Source organism: Tumebacillus permanentifrigoris (assembly GCF_003148565.1).
In the GTDB taxonomy this organism is placed as follows: Bacteria; Bacillota; Bacilli; order Tumebacillales; family Tumebacillaceae; genus Tumebacillus; species Tumebacillus permanentifrigoris.
In genome coordinates this window covers 1-16,676 of record NZ_QGGL01000030.1, presented here as the reverse complement: position 1 = coordinate 16,676, position 16,676 = coordinate 1, and the positions used below count along the sequence as shown (strand labels likewise).

The 16,676-nt window shown below is 55.2% G+C and carries 15 protein-coding genes, 2 rRNA genes and 1 pseudogene; 11 read left to right on the top strand and 7 right to left on the bottom strand.

The window, feature by feature from the left end:
* Together C7459_RS21765 and rrf are read left to right on the top strand one after the other, a co-directional pair.
* Positions 1-141, top strand: a 23S ribosomal RNA gene (locus tag C7459_RS21765); the annotation flags it as partial.
* Between the two features lie 50 nt (positions 142-191).
* Positions 192-308, top strand: a 5S ribosomal RNA gene (gene rrf, locus C7459_RS21760).
* 57 nt (positions 309-365) lie between these two features.
* Here the strand turns inward: rrf and C7459_RS21755 are convergent.
* A complete protein-coding gene (locus C7459_RS21755) occupies positions 366-1,394 on the bottom strand; it encodes a zinc-binding alcohol dehydrogenase family protein (RefSeq protein WP_109691380.1) in 1,029 nt (342 codons plus the stop codon).
* 90 nt (positions 1,395-1,484) lie between these two features.
* Here C7459_RS21755 and C7459_RS21750 point away from each other — a divergent pair.
* Positions 1,485-1,751 (top strand): annotated as a pseudogene (locus tag C7459_RS21750) (winged helix-turn-helix transcriptional regulator); the annotation flags it as partial.
* Positions 1,752-1,833: 82 nt separating this feature from the next.
* Here C7459_RS21750 and C7459_RS21745 read toward each other — a convergent pair.
* From C7459_RS21745 to C7459_RS21735, 3 genes are all read right to left on the bottom strand, one after another.
* Positions 1,834-4,158 carry a glycoside hydrolase family 31 protein gene (locus tag C7459_RS21745; RefSeq protein ID WP_109691378.1) on the bottom strand — a complete coding sequence of 775 codons (2,325 nt, stop codon included), beginning with the start codon at positions 4,156-4,158 and terminating at the stop codon, positions 1,834-1,836.
* Between the two features lie 154 nt (positions 4,159-4,312).
* Complete coding sequence (locus C7459_RS21740; RefSeq protein ID WP_109691377.1) at positions 4,313-5,038, bottom strand: N-acetylmuramoyl-L-alanine amidase family protein; 726 nt, start codon at positions 5,036-5,038, stop codon at positions 4,313-4,315.
* Between the two features lie 115 nt (positions 5,039-5,153).
* The gene (locus C7459_RS21735) at positions 5,154-6,131 is read right to left on the bottom strand and encodes a peptidyl-prolyl cis-trans isomerase (protein WP_170119607.1); all 978 of its coding nucleotides are present in this window, start codon (positions 6,129-6,131) and stop codon (positions 5,154-5,156) included.
* Positions 6,132-6,604: 473 nt separating this feature from the next.
* Between C7459_RS21735 and C7459_RS21730 the strand changes: the two genes are divergently transcribed.
* Genes C7459_RS21730 through C7459_RS21720 form a run of 3 tightly spaced genes read left to right on the top strand, consistent with a single transcriptional unit; the run spans position 6,605 to position 8,829 of the window.
* Positions 6,605-7,462, top strand: a complete 858-nt coding sequence (locus C7459_RS21730) for a carbon-nitrogen hydrolase family protein (protein WP_109691375.1) — start codon at positions 6,605-6,607, stop codon at positions 7,460-7,462.
* Between the two features lie 8 nt (positions 7,463-7,470).
* A complete protein-coding gene (locus C7459_RS21725; RefSeq protein ID WP_109691374.1) occupies positions 7,471-8,139 on the top strand; it encodes a GNAT family N-acetyltransferase in 669 nt (222 codons plus the stop codon).
* Between the two features lie 18 nt (positions 8,140-8,157).
* The gene (locus C7459_RS21720) at positions 8,158-8,829 is read left to right on the top strand and encodes a GNAT family N-acetyltransferase (RefSeq protein ID WP_109691373.1); all 672 of its coding nucleotides are present in this window, start codon (positions 8,158-8,160) and stop codon (positions 8,827-8,829) included.
* A gap of 117 nt (positions 8,830-8,946) precedes the next feature.
* Here the strand turns inward: C7459_RS21720 and C7459_RS21715 are convergent, their stop codons facing one another.
* The gene (locus C7459_RS21715) at positions 8,947-9,672 is read right to left on the bottom strand and encodes an MOSC domain-containing protein (RefSeq protein ID WP_109691372.1); all 726 of its coding nucleotides are present in this window, start codon (positions 9,670-9,672) and stop codon (positions 8,947-8,949) included.
* Between the two features lie 75 nt (positions 9,673-9,747).
* Positions 9,748-10,080, bottom strand: a complete 333-nt coding sequence (locus C7459_RS21710) for a hypothetical protein (protein ID WP_109691371.1) — start codon at positions 10,078-10,080, stop codon at positions 9,748-9,750.
* Positions 10,081-10,204: 124 nt separating this feature from the next.
* Here C7459_RS21710 and C7459_RS21705 point away from each other — a divergent pair, with 124 nt between their 5' ends.
* The gene (locus C7459_RS21705) at positions 10,205-12,430 is read left to right on the top strand and encodes a hypothetical protein (RefSeq protein WP_109691370.1); all 2,226 of its coding nucleotides are present in this window, start codon (positions 10,205-10,207) and stop codon (positions 12,428-12,430) included.
* A gap of 62 nt (positions 12,431-12,492) precedes the next feature.
* Here C7459_RS21705 and C7459_RS21700 read toward each other — a convergent pair whose 3' ends face one another.
* Positions 12,493-13,539, bottom strand: coding sequence for an EAL domain-containing protein (locus C7459_RS21700; protein ID WP_109691369.1), 1,047 nt, complete (start codon positions 13,537-13,539; stop codon positions 12,493-12,495).
* 130 nt (positions 13,540-13,669) lie between these two features.
* Here C7459_RS21700 and C7459_RS21695 point away from each other — a divergent pair, with 130 nt between their 5' ends.
* From C7459_RS21695 to C7459_RS21685, 4 genes are all read left to right on the top strand, one after another.
* Complete coding sequence (locus tag C7459_RS21695) at positions 13,670-14,440, top strand: DUF3050 domain-containing protein (protein ID WP_245884691.1); 771 nt, start codon at positions 13,670-13,672, stop codon at positions 14,438-14,440.
* Between the two features lie 507 nt (positions 14,441-14,947).
* Positions 14,948-15,472 carry a hypothetical protein gene (locus C7459_RS23045; RefSeq protein WP_146201070.1) on the top strand — a complete coding sequence of 175 codons (525 nt, stop codon included), beginning with the start codon at positions 14,948-14,950 and terminating at the stop codon, positions 15,470-15,472.
* An 18-nt stretch (positions 15,473-15,490) separates the two neighbouring features.
* A complete protein-coding gene (locus tag C7459_RS21690) occupies positions 15,491-16,057 on the top strand; it encodes a hypothetical protein (RefSeq protein ID WP_109691367.1) in 567 nt (188 codons plus the stop codon).
* Between the two features lie 247 nt (positions 16,058-16,304).
* Entirely contained in the window at positions 16,305-16,643 is a 339-nt protein-coding gene (locus C7459_RS21685; RefSeq protein WP_109691366.1) for a hypothetical protein, read from the top strand.
* Positions 16,644-16,676: the final 33 nt, after the last annotated feature.

Genomic DNA, 16,676 nt, shown 5'->3' with positions numbered 1-16,676 from the left:
CGCGAAGCCCCCCTCAAGATAAGACTTCCCACACGGTCAACGTGGTAAGACCCCCAGTAGAAGACTGGGTTGATAGGCTGGGTGTGTACGTGCCGCGAGGCATTTAGCTGACCAGTACTAATAGGTCGAGGGCTTATCCTACGCAATACAACGTCTTGAACTCACAAAGTTGCTCTACCCAGTTGTCACAGTCTCGTGATGATGGCGGAAAGGTCACACCTGTTCCCATCTCGAACACAGAAGTTAAGCTTTCCAGCGCCGATGGTACTTGGACCGCAGGGTCCTGGGAGAGTAGGACGTCGCGAGGCAACCGAACAACACGCTAGAAGAAAAAAGACTCGATCCCCTAGCGGATCGAGTCTTTTTTATACCTGTGCTTCGAGGACGATTTTCCCGATGGTGCGACCTGCCTCGAGTTTGGCTTGTGCACGACGCAGGTTTTCGGCGTTGATCGGGGAGTGGACATCCGAGATCGTGCTTTTGATCAGACCTTGATCCACGAGTTCAGCGACGCGATTGAGCAAATGATGCTGTTCGATCATGTCCGGGGTCTGATACATAGAGCGGGTAAACATGAGCTCCCATGCAAACGTGACGCTCTTGCTGTTCAACAGGCTCAGGTCGAGCGTGTTCTTGGTTTCGACAATGGAGCAGATCGATCCCTGTGGAGCGATCGCCTCCGCCATGTTCACCCAGTGTGTATCGGTGCTGTTCAGACACAGGATGTAATCAACGTGTGCGAAACTCAGCTCTTGCAGTTGTGGAACGAATGCCTCGAAGTGATTGATGATGTGATCTGCGCCCAACTCGCGCGCCCAGCGTGTAGACTCCTCACGCGATGCGGTACCGACGACGGTGAGACCGACGTGCTTGGCCAGTTGCACCGCGATCGAGCCGACTCCACCGGCCGCACCGATGATCAGAATCGACTTGCCAGCATTGCGAGCGGGCTCCTGCGAGATGTGCAAACGGTCAAAGAGCGCTTCCCATGCGGTGATCGCCGTCAACGGCAGGGCGGCCGCTTGGGCAAAACTCAGGGTGCTGGGCTTGCGGCCGACAATGCGCTCATCGACCACATGGAATTCGCTGTTTGCACCCGGACGGACGATGCTGCCCGCGTAATATACGGTGTCTCCCGGTTGGAACAAGGTGCAGTCCGGGCCGACTTGCTCCACGATCCCTGCGACATCCCAGCCCAGAACGCGCGGAGTTGCTTCCACTTGCTCCTTGGGGGAGCGAACTTTGGTGTCGACGGGGTTGACGGAGATGGCATGGACGCGCACCAAGAGGTCACGACCTTGCGGAGTCGGTTTTTCAAGTTCGAGATCGACCAAGCTCTCGGGGTGGTCGATCGGCAAGTAGCGGTACAAACCTACAGCTTTCATGGTAGTCATGTATGGCAACCTCCTTTTGTTTGTTTCCATGTTCAGTTTATGGTATATACATCCTAACAACAAGAACGCACAATTATGTATGGTAGTATCAATTTGATCAGTGGCAAAAAGCGCTTCAACGAATTCCGCCGCCTCCTGCCCGGCATCACGCAACGCATGTTGACTTTGCAACTTCGCGAATTGGAAGCGGACGGTGTGATCAACCGGCATGTGTTCGAAGAGGTGCCGCCGAAGGTCGAGTACTCGTTGACCGATTTCGGTCGGACTTTGGAGCCAATTATCCTGTTGATGCGGGACTGGGGTGAACAGTACCAATCCCTCATGGACCAACAACAGCGACTGCAACAACAGCAATAGCTACAACAGAACCAACAATAGCTGAAAAAAAGACCCTGCTCGCTCACGAAGCAGGGTCTTTTTGCGAAATGCGTCCTTAGCCTTAGCGGTTCAGCACCAGTTGACCATCCGCTTTGGCGACGGTGTGGGTCTCGGTGCGACCGTCCTCGTGGTGGACGGTGAAGGTGAGTTGATCCGCGCTGTCATAGCCGCTGTGCGCCTCCGTCCAGCTCAAGGTGAGCGTGGAGCCCTCGACGCGCTGTTCGAGGCGGAGCAGGTTGTAGGCACCGTTCTCGTAGGCGAAGGTCACCGCATCGTCCTCATAGAACTCGTAGCTGCCGTTCCCTGCGTAGACCTGGAACGTGATGTCCTGCTGTACCCCAGAATGCTGCACGACGTTGCCCGTGGCAAAAATCGCGCCTGCTTTGACGTACATCGGGAGCACGTCGAGAGGGGCATCGGCCACGACGGCGCGACCGCCCTCCACCACTTCGCCTGTGTGGTAGTCGATCCACGTACCCGCTGGGAGATAGACCGCGCGGTAGTCGATGTCCGGTTGCGTGATCGGGGCGATCAAGATCGAGTCCCCGAGCAAGAACTGGTCGCTCAGGTTGTGCGTTTTCGGGTCCTGCGGGTACTCGAACACCAGCGGGCGCACCAACGGCAGGCCGCTGACCGAGGCTTCCCGGAACAGCGTGTAGAGGTGCGGCAGGAACACATAGCGCATCTCGATGTATTTTTTGATGACCGCTTCATAGGTTTCTCCGTAGCTCCACGGTTCCTGACGTGCAATTCTCGTCGCGGAATGGTTGCGGAAGTACGGCAGGAAAGCCCCTGCCTGCGTCCAGCGCGCCAACAGTTCGCCGTTGCTGTGATGGGCAAAACCGCCCACATCCGCGCCCGCAAAGGCGACGCCAGACAGCCCCATGTTGAGGATCATCGGAATCGACATCTGCAGATGCTCCCAGAAGGACCGGTTGTCGCCAGTCCAGACGGCTGCGTACTTCTGAATCCCCGAGTACCCCGCGCGGGTCAGCACGAACGGACGCTTGCCATCCATCTGCTCCTTCAACCCTTCATAGGTCGCTTTGGACATCAGGAGGCCGTAGTGGTTGTGCAACTCACCGTGTGTCTTGGGGTCGCCATCATTGCCGTGCATGACGTTGACGTCCATCGTCTTGGTTTCGTTAAAGATCGCCGGTTCGTTCATGTCGTTCCAGATGCCTTCGATCCCTGACTTGATAAACCCTTCGTGCTTGGCACCCCACCACTGTTGCGTCTGGGTATTGGTGAAGTCCGGGAAGGCACTCACCCCTGGCCAGACTTCGCCGGTGTAGGTTTCGCCTTCGAGGTACTTGCAGAAGTGCTCGTGGGTGACACCCTCGCGATAGATGAGGTACTTCGGGTCTTTTTTGACACCAGGGTCGACGATCGGGACGACGCGGAAACCATCTGCGCGCAAGTCGGCCAGCAGTTTGTCAGGTTGCGGGAAACGGGTCGGGTGCCACGTGAACACGCGGTACTCATCCATGTAGTGGATGTCGAGGTAGATGACATCGCACGGGATCTCCTTCGCGCGGAAGTTTGCCGCCAGTTCGCGCACTTCAAGGTCGGTCTCATAGGAGTAGCGCGATTGGTGGTAGCCGATCGCCCACTTCGGCGGGATCGGCATACGACCGGTCAGGAAGGTGTACTGGCTGACGATCTCCTTCATGCTCGCACCCGACAGGAAGTAGTACTCCAGTTCGCCGGAGTGGCAGGTGATCTTGTACCTTTTGGTGTCGGTCATGTCGAACTCAGTTTTGCCAGGGTTGTCGAGGAACAGACCGTAGACGTTCGTTCCCTTGGTGGAGATGAAGAACGGGATCGATTGGTACAGTTCGACGATCTCCGGCACGTGCGGCGCGTAGATGTCGGTGTTCCACATCGATTGCAGGGAGCCTTTTTTGTTGAGGTGGCCCGTCTTCTCCCCGAAGCCGTAGAAGTTCTCGTCCTGTGCCTTTTTGGTGGTGAAGATCGTGTGTTCCTTGGTCCAGCCATAGCCGTTGGCTTCGTCCTCAGAGATCAGATTGCCGTGCAGGTCGGTGACGCGCAGGGCAAAGGGGGATTTGTTCACCGTGACGACCAGCGCCGCAGTCCGCAGTTCATAAGCCTGTTCCGTTTCGGAAACCGCGACTTCCGCTTGCAAGTCGCGGGCGGCGAGTTCGATCACGCGGCTATGTGTAAGGTCGAGCGCGTGCTTGCCACGGCTCAGTTTGAAGCGGAACAAGCTATCCGTCAAAAACTGCAAAGCCACGCGTGCGTGGGTGCAGTGAAACAGGTATGTACGGTCCGTCTGTTGCAAGTCGCGAATGTCACCGACGGTGATATATTCAACACCGGTCTCGCTTTTGTGTAAATCAGGCTTAATCATCTCACTGCCTTCCACAGAAAAACCTCCTCAAGGTCATATGTCAAAACGAACTTTTAGTGTTGGAATGCAAACGGTTGCATCACTCTCGATTATAAAAGAAACCACCTGCTTTGGAAAGTAAAAAACACCCAGTCCGCGAGCGGGCTTGGTGTTTTTTGACGTGCGGGTCTTAGTTACCCCAGTAGTAGAGGTGCATCCCTTGGGAGTACTGAGTAGCCAGGGATTGACGGAAGGTGGTGGTGTTGAGTTTGGAAGCATCCGTCGCGTTGGAGATGAAGCCAGTTTCGCCGAGTGCTGCCGGCATGTTGGTGTAGTGCAGGACGTAGAAGTCAGCCGACTTGACGCCACGCAGGGTGGTGTAGGAAGCTTTGAGTTTGTTGTAGACGTCGGTCGCTAGGTTCAGACCATTGGTGCTGCCCGGGTAGTACCAGGTTTCCAGACCGTTTGCCGAAGCATCGGAGAACGCGTTGATGTGCATGGAGACAAAGAAGGTCGCCCCTGCGTTGTTTGCGATGTTTGTACGGCTAGCCAGCGAGACGTCAACGTCGCTGGAACGCGTCATGACGACAGATGCCGGGTAGTTGGTGGTGATGTACGACTTCGCGCGGTTGGCGATGTCGAGGGTCAGGTTTTTCTCATACAAACCGTTGCCCACGCCGCCCGGGTCGCTGCCGCCGTGGCCCGCATCGATTGCGATGATCGGGTTTGCTGCGATGACGATCGATTGCGGAACGTCCGCGTTTTTGCTGTTCGGGTCAAAAGACGCCGGAGCCGGTTCTGCGCTGGACAGCGCTTCGTTGGCGATCAGGGTTTGGCCCGGTTTCTGTGCGAATGCCGGAACGGACAGGATGCTGGTCATGACCAGTGCTGCTGCCAGTGTACGGGTAAGTTTCAAAATGATGACCTCCTCTTTTTCTCTTAATTGAATAGAATGTCTTGCAATGAAACTAACTCAAGTATAGGTTAGTTTTACCATCTATTCAAGATTAAAAAGGTACTTTTTACATAGTTCAGAACCAAATTTTGAAATTTTGCGGTAAATCGTGCCAAAAAGCGCGGAGTGGCTCGCGATCAAGGTTCTCCGGGAAGTAGTGATAGCCGATGATTTCCTTTTGTGTTTCCAGCCAAGCGCGGTATTTGGCAAGCTGTTTTTCTTGGAGCAGGGAGCTCTGGATCTTGTCACGCTCTTCCATCAGCGTGAATTGGTGCGGTTCCTTGATCTCGGAGATCATGTACCAGTAGTTCCAGTCATTGTCTTGGAAGGGGCCAACCACTTTGTTGAGCGGGGCTTGAAACGCAACTTCCGCAACGCGTTGCGAGGTGTGCGACGTCAAGTGGTCGAGGCCATCGAGTTCGTGCCAAGTGCCTGTGCGATTTTTCGCCTCGTCGTTGTAGCTCTTCACGAGGTCGGGAAAGGTGGTGGCGGTGGCTCCACTCAAGGTGTTGACCAGTTCGGTGTCGGACACTTTGCCGCGCAGGTAGTACACGGAGCGAAACTCGGGCGCGAGGAACAGCCCTTTGTTCTGCTCATAGTAGGTGTTGATCTCATCTTCGGAAACTTTGACGTCTGCGGTCATCATCGTCTTGAGCGCAAAGGCGGTCAGCGAGCGCTCGTAATTGACCCGCACCTTGGCTTCGGTGGTGTTCATCTCCGCGAGCTTTTGGGCGCGTTCGTCTGGCGTGCTGCCAAACTGGGAAAGCTGTTGGTTCAGGATTTTTTCATCGTAGGTGACACCGTTTTTTTTCGCGGCAGACAAAATCAGTTCTTCCATAGAACGGCGTTCCAGCGTCTGCAGGTCATCGCTGCGGGTATACGGAATGCCCGCGAGCAATTCAGGCCGCAGGTCGGTCCATTCGGCTTGGCGCATCGCTTCGTTGCCGACGACGAACAGGAGCGGTTGGTAGCGGGCATGTATGCCATAGGCAGCCCCGCCGAGAACTGCGACCACGAGGGTGCAGGAGACAAGCCATTTTTGCCATGTTTTCATCATTGATCACCGTAGTTTCTAGTATGGTTTGGGTTCATCATAAGCTAGAAAGTGGTAAATATCAATGCCATCCAGTAAATAATGAATAACAATTTTGTCAAAATACAATGACTGATCAGATTGTGCGTTAGTATGGTTCTCAAATAAGGATGAGTGTGGTTATCAACAGAGTTGTACACAAGAAATCGAAGTTATACACAGGCGGGTGTGAATAAGGTGGAAACCTGTTGAAAAGCGTGGATTTCTCTCTCGACAAAATTTTCACATTTGTTATGTAAAGTGTCGCCGGAGTTTGGGGATAAGTGCGCAAAAAGAGGTTTTTTTGTTGGAATCACGCGGTTCTTGGCTGTGGGTAAGTCTGTGGATACTGTGGATGAGTTGAAAATTTGCACAATGCAGTCGAGAGATGTTTCGTCAGCTTTTGTCGAGCGGTGTTTTCCCGTACAATGGAGGGACAGAGGAGGTTGGTACAGATGACCAAAATGCGCGTATCGGTGGTGCAATACCACCTGCATACGATCCATAGTTTTGCGGAGTTCGCGGCGCAGGTCGAGCATTATGTGCGGACGGCCGAGGAGTTTGCGGCTGACTTTGTGCTGTTTCCGGAATTTTTCACGACGCAGTTGATGTCGATAGGCAAGGACGGGCGAGCGCTGCGGATCGACGAGCTCCCCGAGTACACGGAGCAGTACGTGGAGTTATTCACAGGGCTCGCCAAACAGACGGGGATGCACTTGATCGGCGGCACGCATGTTGTGGAAAAAGCGGGCAAGTTGTACAACACCGCCCACTTGTTCTACCCGGATGGTCGCGTGGTGACGCAAGCGAAGCTGCACATCACGCCGACCGAGGTTCACGAATGGAACATGGCGGCCGGGGATTCCTTTGAGGTCTTTGAGACGGAAAAAGGCACGATCGCGCTGCTCACGTGCTATGATATCGAGTTCCCGGAGATCGTGCGGATGGCGAGGGCGCGAGGTGCGGATGTGATCTTCTGCCCGTCGTGTACCGATGACCGGCATGGTTTCCACCGCGTGCGCTACACCAGCCATGCGCGGGCTGTGGAAAACCAAGTCTATGTGGTGTTGACCGGAACGGTCGGAAGTTTGCCGACGGTAGACTTCATGCGCGCCAACTTCGGGCAAGCGGCGGTGATCACGCCCAACGACATCCCGTTCCCGCCCAAGGGCCTCGCCGCAGAAGGCGAGATCAACGACGACATGATCGTCACCGCTGACCTCGATCTCGAACTGCTCGAACAAGTGCGGGAAAAAGGCTCGGTGACAACGTGGCGCGACCGACGCATCGACTTGTACACAGACTGGAAGTAGGTGAACCCGTGTATCGCAAGGAGCTGTTCGTTTTTGATCCCGACAAAAAACCGCTGCGGGCGGTGATCCGAAGTTATACACAGGCAGACTTCGCAGATCTGATCGAGGTGCAGCGGGTGAGCTTCCCGCCGCCCTTTCCATCGGAGTTGTGGTGGAATGAGGAGCAGTTGCACAACCATGTGACACTTTTTCCACAGGGGGCGTTGTGTGTAGAAGTCGAGGGGCAGGTGGTCGGGTCGATGACCGGATTGCGCGTGCAGATCGACCCCGCCCACCCGTTGCACACATGGGCGGAGATCACCGATGACGGCTACATCCGCAACCACGACCCGCATGGCGACACCCTGTACATTGTGGATATCTCCGTCATGCCCGCCTTTCGCCACTTCGGGCTCGGCAAATTGCTGATGCAATCGATGTACGAAGTCGTGATCCACACCGGGCTGCGGCGCCTGCTGGGTGGCGGGCGGATGTCGGGCTACCACCGTCATGCCGAGACGATGAGCGCCGAGCAATACTTGGAAAAAGTCACCGCTGGCGACTTGTACGATCCGGTGATCACCTTCCTGCTGCGCTGTGGCCGGATGCCGATCGCGGTGGTGCCTGAATACTTAGAAGACGAGGAGTCGCGCAACTACGCGGCGCTGATGGAGTGGGAAAACCCTTTTTTAACTTAGGAGGAGAACTTAGAGACTATGGACTACACACGCATCACCACCATCGAAGACCCGCTGTTCAAGCAGATGCACAACTTGATGAAGGATGTATTTCCGCCAGAGGAAGTGCTGGCGTTTGAGGATTGGGCGGGGCCGCTGGAGGACCCGGGCATCCGCGTATTCGTGGCGGTGGACAAGGGCGAGGTCGTCGGTTGCACGGAGTACCGCTACTATGAAGACCTGCAGGTGGCGATGACCGACTTCACGATCGTCGGGCGCGAAGGCCGCGGAATCGGGCCGTTTTTGGCCAATCAGCGACAGGCCGACCTGTTTGCACTCGTGCAGGAGACCGGCAAGGAACTGATCGGGATGTTCGCGGAGATCTACAATCCGTACTTGGTTGCCGAGTATGAGTTCGGCGGTTTGCAAGTCATGAACCCGTTCGTGCGCCGCGAAGTGCTCGCCCATTTAGGGTATCGCAAGCTCGATCTCGCGTATGTACACCCGTCTTGGCAGCAGGATGGCGAGGCGGTACATGGGTTGGATCTGTGCTTTTTGACCTATCGCGCAGGGATGGACGCAGTGCCGGCTGAGCTGGTGGCGACGTTTTTGAAGACGTACTACGCGGTGTTGCCAGAGAAACCGCAGGAGTGGTACGCGATGGTTGAGCAGCTAGAGGCGCGGGAATCGGTGACGCTGCTGGCGATCTAGTGGATGAAAAAGAGACCTCTTCGACACGCGTGTCGGGAGGTCTCTTTTTCGTAGGTGCGGTTGTTTTGCAGGAGGATTTCGCCGGTACTCGTGCCGCGCAGGATGAAGGTCTTGGCTTCATGGTCTGAGCGAGGCGAGGTCCCCGAGCTTGATCTCGCCCGGTGTGACGACCGAGGCGTAGATGCCAAAGTTCTGCTGGATCTCGCGCACGACCGTTTTCAGGACGGAAGCGTTGACTGCGCCGTCTGCGGGGTCGGCGTTGATGTACGAACAGCGCTCACAGTTTTCCGTCAGTTTCAGGACGGCATCGCCGATCTGGAGGTGTTGCCCGAGCCATGTTTGTTCCAGAAACGGGGTATCCTCCGCGAGGGCGAGCACGATATTGGAGCGGAAGCGGCCCACGTCGAGGTCGCCGTGTCCCCAGAGCTTGCTCAGGTGGCGTAGCGAGGCGTCGGTGGTGATCAAGATGTGATCCACGAAATTGGTCGTCTCCTCATCCGGCTGGCGTTGGTGCGCAGTCACCGCTCGTCCGCGACCAGATGAGATCTCCTGCACCAGTGCCGGATCGCCCCACGCGTAGGTCGCGCCGGACGGGGAGGTCACGGTGACGCCGGGGAGGGAGTCAGGCGTGGAGCGTTCGTGCAGGGCGGCGCGGTAGGCAGCGAGGCGCGGCCAGTCTTGGATCTTGAGGTAGTCTTGTTTCGCATCGTCATATCGGAAGTACAAGCTCCGGTCGCCGTACAGTCCATACGGGGTGAGCTGGACCTTAGCGAGCTGTTCGCCGCCGAAGGATTTGACCGGGTAGCGGATCAGTTGTTGGATGGTGCCGAGGGGGTGCGTCATGGAGAAGCCTCCTTGTCGAGAACATCTAGACTACTACTCATTATCAAGGAGGAGTTATGTGGTTGACAAGACCTACTACGATTGCGCAGGTGGGGTGACTTGGCTGGACTCTGGCATCTGCGTGCCCGGCGCGGTGCCAGCCTCCCACATCCGCGACGGGTCTGACGTTTGGTGCGGGCCCTTGGCAGGGTCGTCGTAGGGAGCGCGGTTGACGTTGCCGCTTTGGATCGCTTCGATCAGCAGTTGGTTGTTTTTGGTGATGATGTCCGCAATCGCGGAACCTAGCTTGATGCCGTTCGTGACGTTGCCATTGATCACGCCGCTGCTGGCGAGGATTTCCTCGATCTCTCGTTCGGAGAGGCCGGGGTTGAGCGGCTGATTTTGGTTCTGATTTTGGTTCTGGTTCATGATCTTGTATCCCCTCTCGTGTGTAGACCTGATGTCTCTACTTTTCCAAAGCGATCCAAAAATGATACACACCCCAGAACTTGGGCATCCTGTGCCTAACAAGAATGCACAGGAGGAGACGAGGATGGAGCGTTGGAAAAAAGCACTTGCCACAGTGCTCGCGCTGTTCTGTACAGGGACAACCCTCCCGCTGGTGGCCCATGCGGCACCCAGCGGGGAGACCGCATCGAAACAGGCGCTCGTCGTGTTGGTCAACCGCCTGACCTGTGACGACCTGCAACAGATGCCGCATCTACAGGAGCTCGGGCAAGTCGGCGCGATGGGGCTGCTGAACATCAACACGGGTGCTGGGCATACGGACAGTTCTGCTTACGCGACGCTCGCACTTGGCGTTCCCGCGAAACTGAAACAGTCGGGCGTGCTGGCGTATAGTGCGCAGGAGCGCCTGCCCAAGCAAGAGGAGATTCCGGCTTCTGCGATGTACCAGCAGTTGGGCGGTGGAGCTGTCGGAGCGAGCGGCGTACTCTTGCTCTCCACCTACAGGCAGCATCGGCAACAGGATCTCCACCAGTGGGCGGGAACGTTGGGAACGCTGGGTGATGCGTTGCACAGCCGAGGGCTGACGACGGCGGTGTACGGCTCCAGCGATCGCGGCGGGGACGAGTGGCGCCCAGGGGCGCTTTTGACAACCGATTCCCAAGGGCGAACGGACGCAGGTGATGTGAGTGCGGCGATGTTCGTGGCGGATGGCGAGCGTCCGTATGGCGTGAAAACGGACTATGCCCGCATGATTGCCGGGGCGACGAATGCCTCGCTCACCGTGTTCGACCTCGCAGATCTCTACCGGCTCGAATCCTACCGCCCGCATCTCACCGAGGCGCGCTACCAGCAACTTCGCGAGCTGACGTTGCAGGAGATCGACAGCTTCATCGGGCGTTTGCTCACCGGAACCAATCCCGATTGCCTGCTGCTCGTCGCAACGCCGGAGGTAGGGATGGAGGCTGCGAAAAAAAGCGAGTGGCTCGCTCCCATCGCACTGGCGGGCGGTCGGACAAAGCCGCACAGCGTGCTGACCTCGGCCACGACCCGACGCGATGGCATCGTGACCAACCTCGACGTGATGCCGACCGTCGCGGAGCACCTCGGACTCGCGATCCCGCCTGGGATGATCGGCTACCCGCTGACCAGCGCGACCCACACCCGCCTGCTCCCCGAAAAACTCACCGCGCTGAAAAACGCCACCGTCTGGACCTACACCCATCGTGGTGTGATCCTCGGACTCGTGGGAATTGGTGTCGCGGTGGGGGTGATCGCGGCGCTGTGTCGCTTGATCTTCGTCACCGGGCTCTCTGTCCGATTCGCTCGCCGGATGCTGTGGGCGGTGTTGGGGTTGCCGCTTGTTCTGTACGTGCTCCCGCTGTGGCGGGCCCAGAATTTTGCGGAGACCGCTGCCGCACTGATCGCCACGATGTTGCTGTTGCTCGTGATTCCCTTTCGCATACTCTCGATCTGCCAACGTGTGGCTGGACGGGCGGTGTGGGTCGCAGGGTGTACGATCGGCGTGATCCTGTATGACATCGGGGCCGGGGGCCAACTCGCCCACAGTTCTCTGCTCAGTTACGACCCGATTGTCGGCGCTCGCTACTATGGCATCGGCAACGAATACATGGGGGTCGTCGTCGGGGCGGCGGCTCTGCTCTACGGCGCGCTTCTCCACACACGGGCGCAGGAAAAAAGCCGCGTTCCCTTCGTCAACTTCGGCTTTCTCCTGTGCGGCGTGCTGCTCACGGCGTTTTTTGCCTCCCCGCTGTTGGGGACGAACACAGGGGGGGCGTTGACGATGGCGGCGACGACCGCTTTTTGCCTGACGTTGCAAAAACGCCGCCGCCCGCTTCCCGCGTTCATCGGCGTGTCTGCCGCGCTCGGCGGTGCGTTGGTGTTGGTCATCCTGCTCAACCAAAACGCAGCGGCTCCGTCGCACATCGGCGCTGCCACCCACCAAGTGCTGTCAGGCGGGATGACCGAAGTGGTGCGCATCCTCTCGCGCAAGTCGGAGATGTTCCTGCGCTTTTTCACGACGTCGATCTGGTCGAGTGTGTTGGTGGTCTGCTATGGTGCGTTTCTGGCCCATCTCTTCCGCAAGCAGAACCGTGAGCAAGCCAGAGCAAACATCCCGGCGCATCCTGCGATCAGCGGGGCGGCGTTGGGGGCGGGGGTCGGTCTGTTCACCAACGACTCCGGCGTCGTCGTCGCCGGGGTGATGCTGGTGTTCACGCTGTTTCCGTACTTGCTGCTCGGGCTGGAACGCATGCAGCACGAGATCGACACGGCCCTTGCGCACAAGGAATGACGAGGCGACATTCTCTTATAGAAAAAACCGACCCTGTCTCGCTGGAGACAGGGTCGGTTTTTCTACGTTAGAGACACGTCGACGACTTGGCGTGCCGTCGCTTCAGGCTTGCCGAACAGATAGCCTTGGAACAATTCATACCCGGCCTCGACCAACCAGCGCCAGTCTTCCAGCGTTTCCACGCCTTCTGCGAGCGGGCGGGACCCGACGGCGCGGGCGGTGTGCAGCAGGTCGAGCGCTGCTTTTTGCTTGGTGACGTCGGTTGTGACGCCTTGGACATAGTGCATGTCGAGTTTGACAAAGTCCGGCTTGAGGCGCTCGACCATCTCCAGCGTGGAGTAGCCTTGGCCAACATCGTCGAGGGCGTAGCGGAAGCCGTGCTTGCGGTAGTAGTGCAGGATGTTTTCAAGGTGGTTGACGTTGTCCACCTGATCCGTTTCCACGACTTCAAACACGAAATTGCGCGGATCGACGCCCGACTTTTGGGCTTCCTCGAACGTGGTTTGCAAGCAATGCTCGGGGGCATAGATGGCTGTCGGGATGAAGTTGACAAAGACGAGTTTGTCGCCGACGAGGTTGGCGTTGCGCACGGCGCTGATCCGGCAGACGCGGTCGAGCGCGAACAGGCGGTCGCGCAGGCGAGCGGCTTCAAACATTTTGTAGGGCGGGATCAGGGAGCCGTCCTGCTCGATAGCACGGGACAAAAACTCAAAGCCTTGCACGGTCGCCATCCCGGCCTGCACGGAGACGATCGGTTGAAACACGGTCTTGATGCGGGAGTCTGCGATCACATCGTCAATCCAGTGTGCGCTGTGGTGGCGTTGAATCTGGTCGAGCGATTGCCACGGACTGTCGATCACCGTCTCGTCTGCTGTCAACGGTGCGGCTTGGAGCTGGTCGGTGTCCATATGGGCTTGGAAGTAGTCGATCAAGCCGGCAAAGGAATGCTCAGGCACCCAGATCGTCGACTCGTTGAGTTCGCGATATGGTGTGAATTTGTCACCGTTTTTCCATGCTTGTAAGGCTACCGCGTTTTGAGCGCCTGCAAATTGCACAGCATATCCGGTATCGCGGGTCTGCGTGCAGGCTTGGCATGGCTGGTTGGTCATGAGTGATCCGTCCCTCCCATTCAAACTGTCACATACTAGTTATTTGTACTTCGATTCGGGTACCTTCTATTCCTTCGGGATATGCTATACTATCTCGCGAAAGGCGATAATTGGAACGGAGGAGATACAAGTGAAGACGCTTGATATACAGAACATGCAATCGATTCGTGACCGTCTGCTGGAGCATGACATCTACAAGGAGCTCAACACAGCTGACAAGGTCCGCACTTTTATGAAGCACCATGTGTTTGCGGTGTGGGACTTTATGAGTTTGCTCAAACGCCTGCAACAGCTCTTGACCGATGTCAATGTGCCGTGGATGCCAGGGCGTGAGACGCAATATGCGCGCTTCATCAATGAGATTGTGTTGGGCGAAGAGACCGATGAGGATGGCGCAGGTGGCTATATCTCGCACTTTGATCTGTATCTCCAAGCGATGGAACAGGTCGGGGCGGATACGGCACCGATCCTGAACTTTTTGCAGGAAGTGCGCGAGGGCAAGTCGATTGAGGATGCGCTTACAGTGGTCGGCGTGCCGGAATCGGTGCGCCAGTTCGTGTCGCAAACGATGCACCTCGCCCTGCATGGTGAGTCACATGAAGTAGCGGCGGCGTTTTTCTATGGGCGCGAGGACATCATCCCGGACATGTTCACACACTTGGTGCGGGATATTGAGGGACAGGGGCGAGAAGTTGACCGCCTCGTGTATTACTTGCACCGCCACATCGAACTCGACGGTGATTCGCACGGTCCGCTCGCGGGCAAGCTGTTGCAATCGCTCTGTGGTGACGACCCGGAGAAGTTGCAAGCGGCGGTGCAGACTGCCGAAGCGAGCTTGGAAGCGCGGATTCGACTCTGGCAAGGCGTGGTTGATGACGTGCGTGGGGTGACGAGCTGGTAGGGTTGGGATCGATGTAGGGGAAAAAGAGAAGCAGCCCGGTGGGGGTGCTTCTCTTTTTTGTGTTAGGGAGCGAGGCGGATTGTGTAGTCGAGGGTAACGCGTTGCACCGATGTCACGAGCAAGATCATGCTCGCCGTCACAAAGGTGGTGACCTTATTGAGCACAGGATGTCTGTGCGAATCTAGGACCGCCACATGAGTGCAGACCGCACGGTACGCGTCAAGGTTCCTGCCGCTGCATATACGCTCATGGTGGGTCGAGCGTGATAAACTGGGGATCTCTAGTACACGGGAATGAATAATATAAATAATGTTACTGAATGTTATATGAAATGGGGAAGAGCAACAGAGTTCAACTACAAATCGTGATATAATGTATTTGCACATTCCTTGTATATATTGGGGGTGTTCATTTAAGTTATATTCCTGGGGGGTGTTATCTGCTATCTTGGTGACTATGAAACATTTCGAGACGAGAAGTAATTAATGGAACAGTAGGGGTGACGACATGAAGAAGATATTCGCAACACTTTTAGTTGTTTGCTTACTGGCATTTTTAAATTCTCCAACAAATGCCTTTGCAGACTGGATGTGGGATGACAACGAGTCTGATATCACGTATTACGGACCACTTCAGTACTGGCACGTTGGAAGCTGTACGATTTGTTACGGAGGTGGTAATTTTCACTACACAGGTAACAACCTAGACCATGTTTCGAATTACGTTGTTCTGACACATAGCTCGTCGTTTTACGCGAAATGGATTGATGAGCTTATCCCAAACAGTTCTTATGCGAATACAACCTTTGCCTGCTACACTGTGACTGACAGTTCAGGTCAAAAATATGCGTATTCGGTCAATCAAAAAACAATTGGTGGTTGGGTAAGACTAAACAACCAAGCTTATAACGGCGAGGCACGATATTTTAGTCCACTTGGATCTAGCCCAACTTGGTCTATAAAGGTAACCGATCAGACTTTTGAACCTGCTAACACAACTTGGATAGGGTTTGATGAGACAGATATTCTGTAACTGAAAGGGGAATTCGGGATGAAAAAGAAATTGGTAAGCTCGATGATCGCGATGATAGTAGTAGCGGTCAGCATAGCTGGTTACTCCGCATATGCGTCGACACGAGCATCGGTAACGACACAAAAAAGTGCCGAAAAGGTCAATCACTTGCTAGTCAGTAAAGACCGTAAAGAAGTGGAGTCTTTAAACGACAAGGCTGCATTGGGACTTTCGATCATCAACGAAAACGTATCCTTTCATGTAAAAGTACCGGAAAAACTAAAAACAGACCAATTACATGCAAGTATGATGATGAAACCCAAAGAAAAAGACGACAATAGTCAAAACGTTGACCTGTCATACGATACACCGCAAGGGAGGTTTCATATCTGGGAAACCAACCTGAAATCAGAAATCGGGAAAGACCCTCTACTAGACCAGACTCAAAAACAGAACAAAGTGGTAATCGACAACCACGACTGGTTCTATATGATACATGAGAGCGGTGCGCACATCTTTAATTCCCGATTCGATGACGTTACCATTTCAGTTGATGGTACGTTGCCATATGATGAAATGGTACGTGTAATTGAGTCATTGAATTAACTATTGGGGAGGAGGCGTCCATTGGGACGTCTTTTTTGTGTGTACTTAGCCTTGGTTGAGATGTGCGAAGGAGTATTGGTGTCTCACCTAAGTCGACAAGTGACGAGAAAAACGAGCAAACAAATCACGAATAACATCTATGATCTAATATTATTTATTGCGAACGATGTGTATTGATGGTAATGTTTATTTGAGAACAAATATAATACATGCTTCTTGATGCTTTGAAAATAGGAGGATTAGTGGAATGTCGATACAACCAATCGTAGAAGGTTTGCCAAATGACCTTAGAGCCCAGTTAATGTCCCAAGAGGTCGTATACTACTTCTCATATATCGCTTTTAAAGGCGGATGTGGAAGTTCAGGTTCAAGGTCTAATTATTGGATTGCCTTAACTGACAAGCGAGTGCTGTATAAGTCCAGAATTCAGGAAGACAACAAGGCCACGTTCGTTGAAAAAGACGGGGTATTGCCATTAGAGAAAGTATCCTTTATGGAAGTATCGGAAAAGAGTCAAGGTGGAGTGTTACTACCGCCTTTTGATGTCCGAAAACTGACGGTAACTTTTGTCCAAGAGTTGACGTGAATCATGACCGCGTGATCATAGCAAACCCTGTTA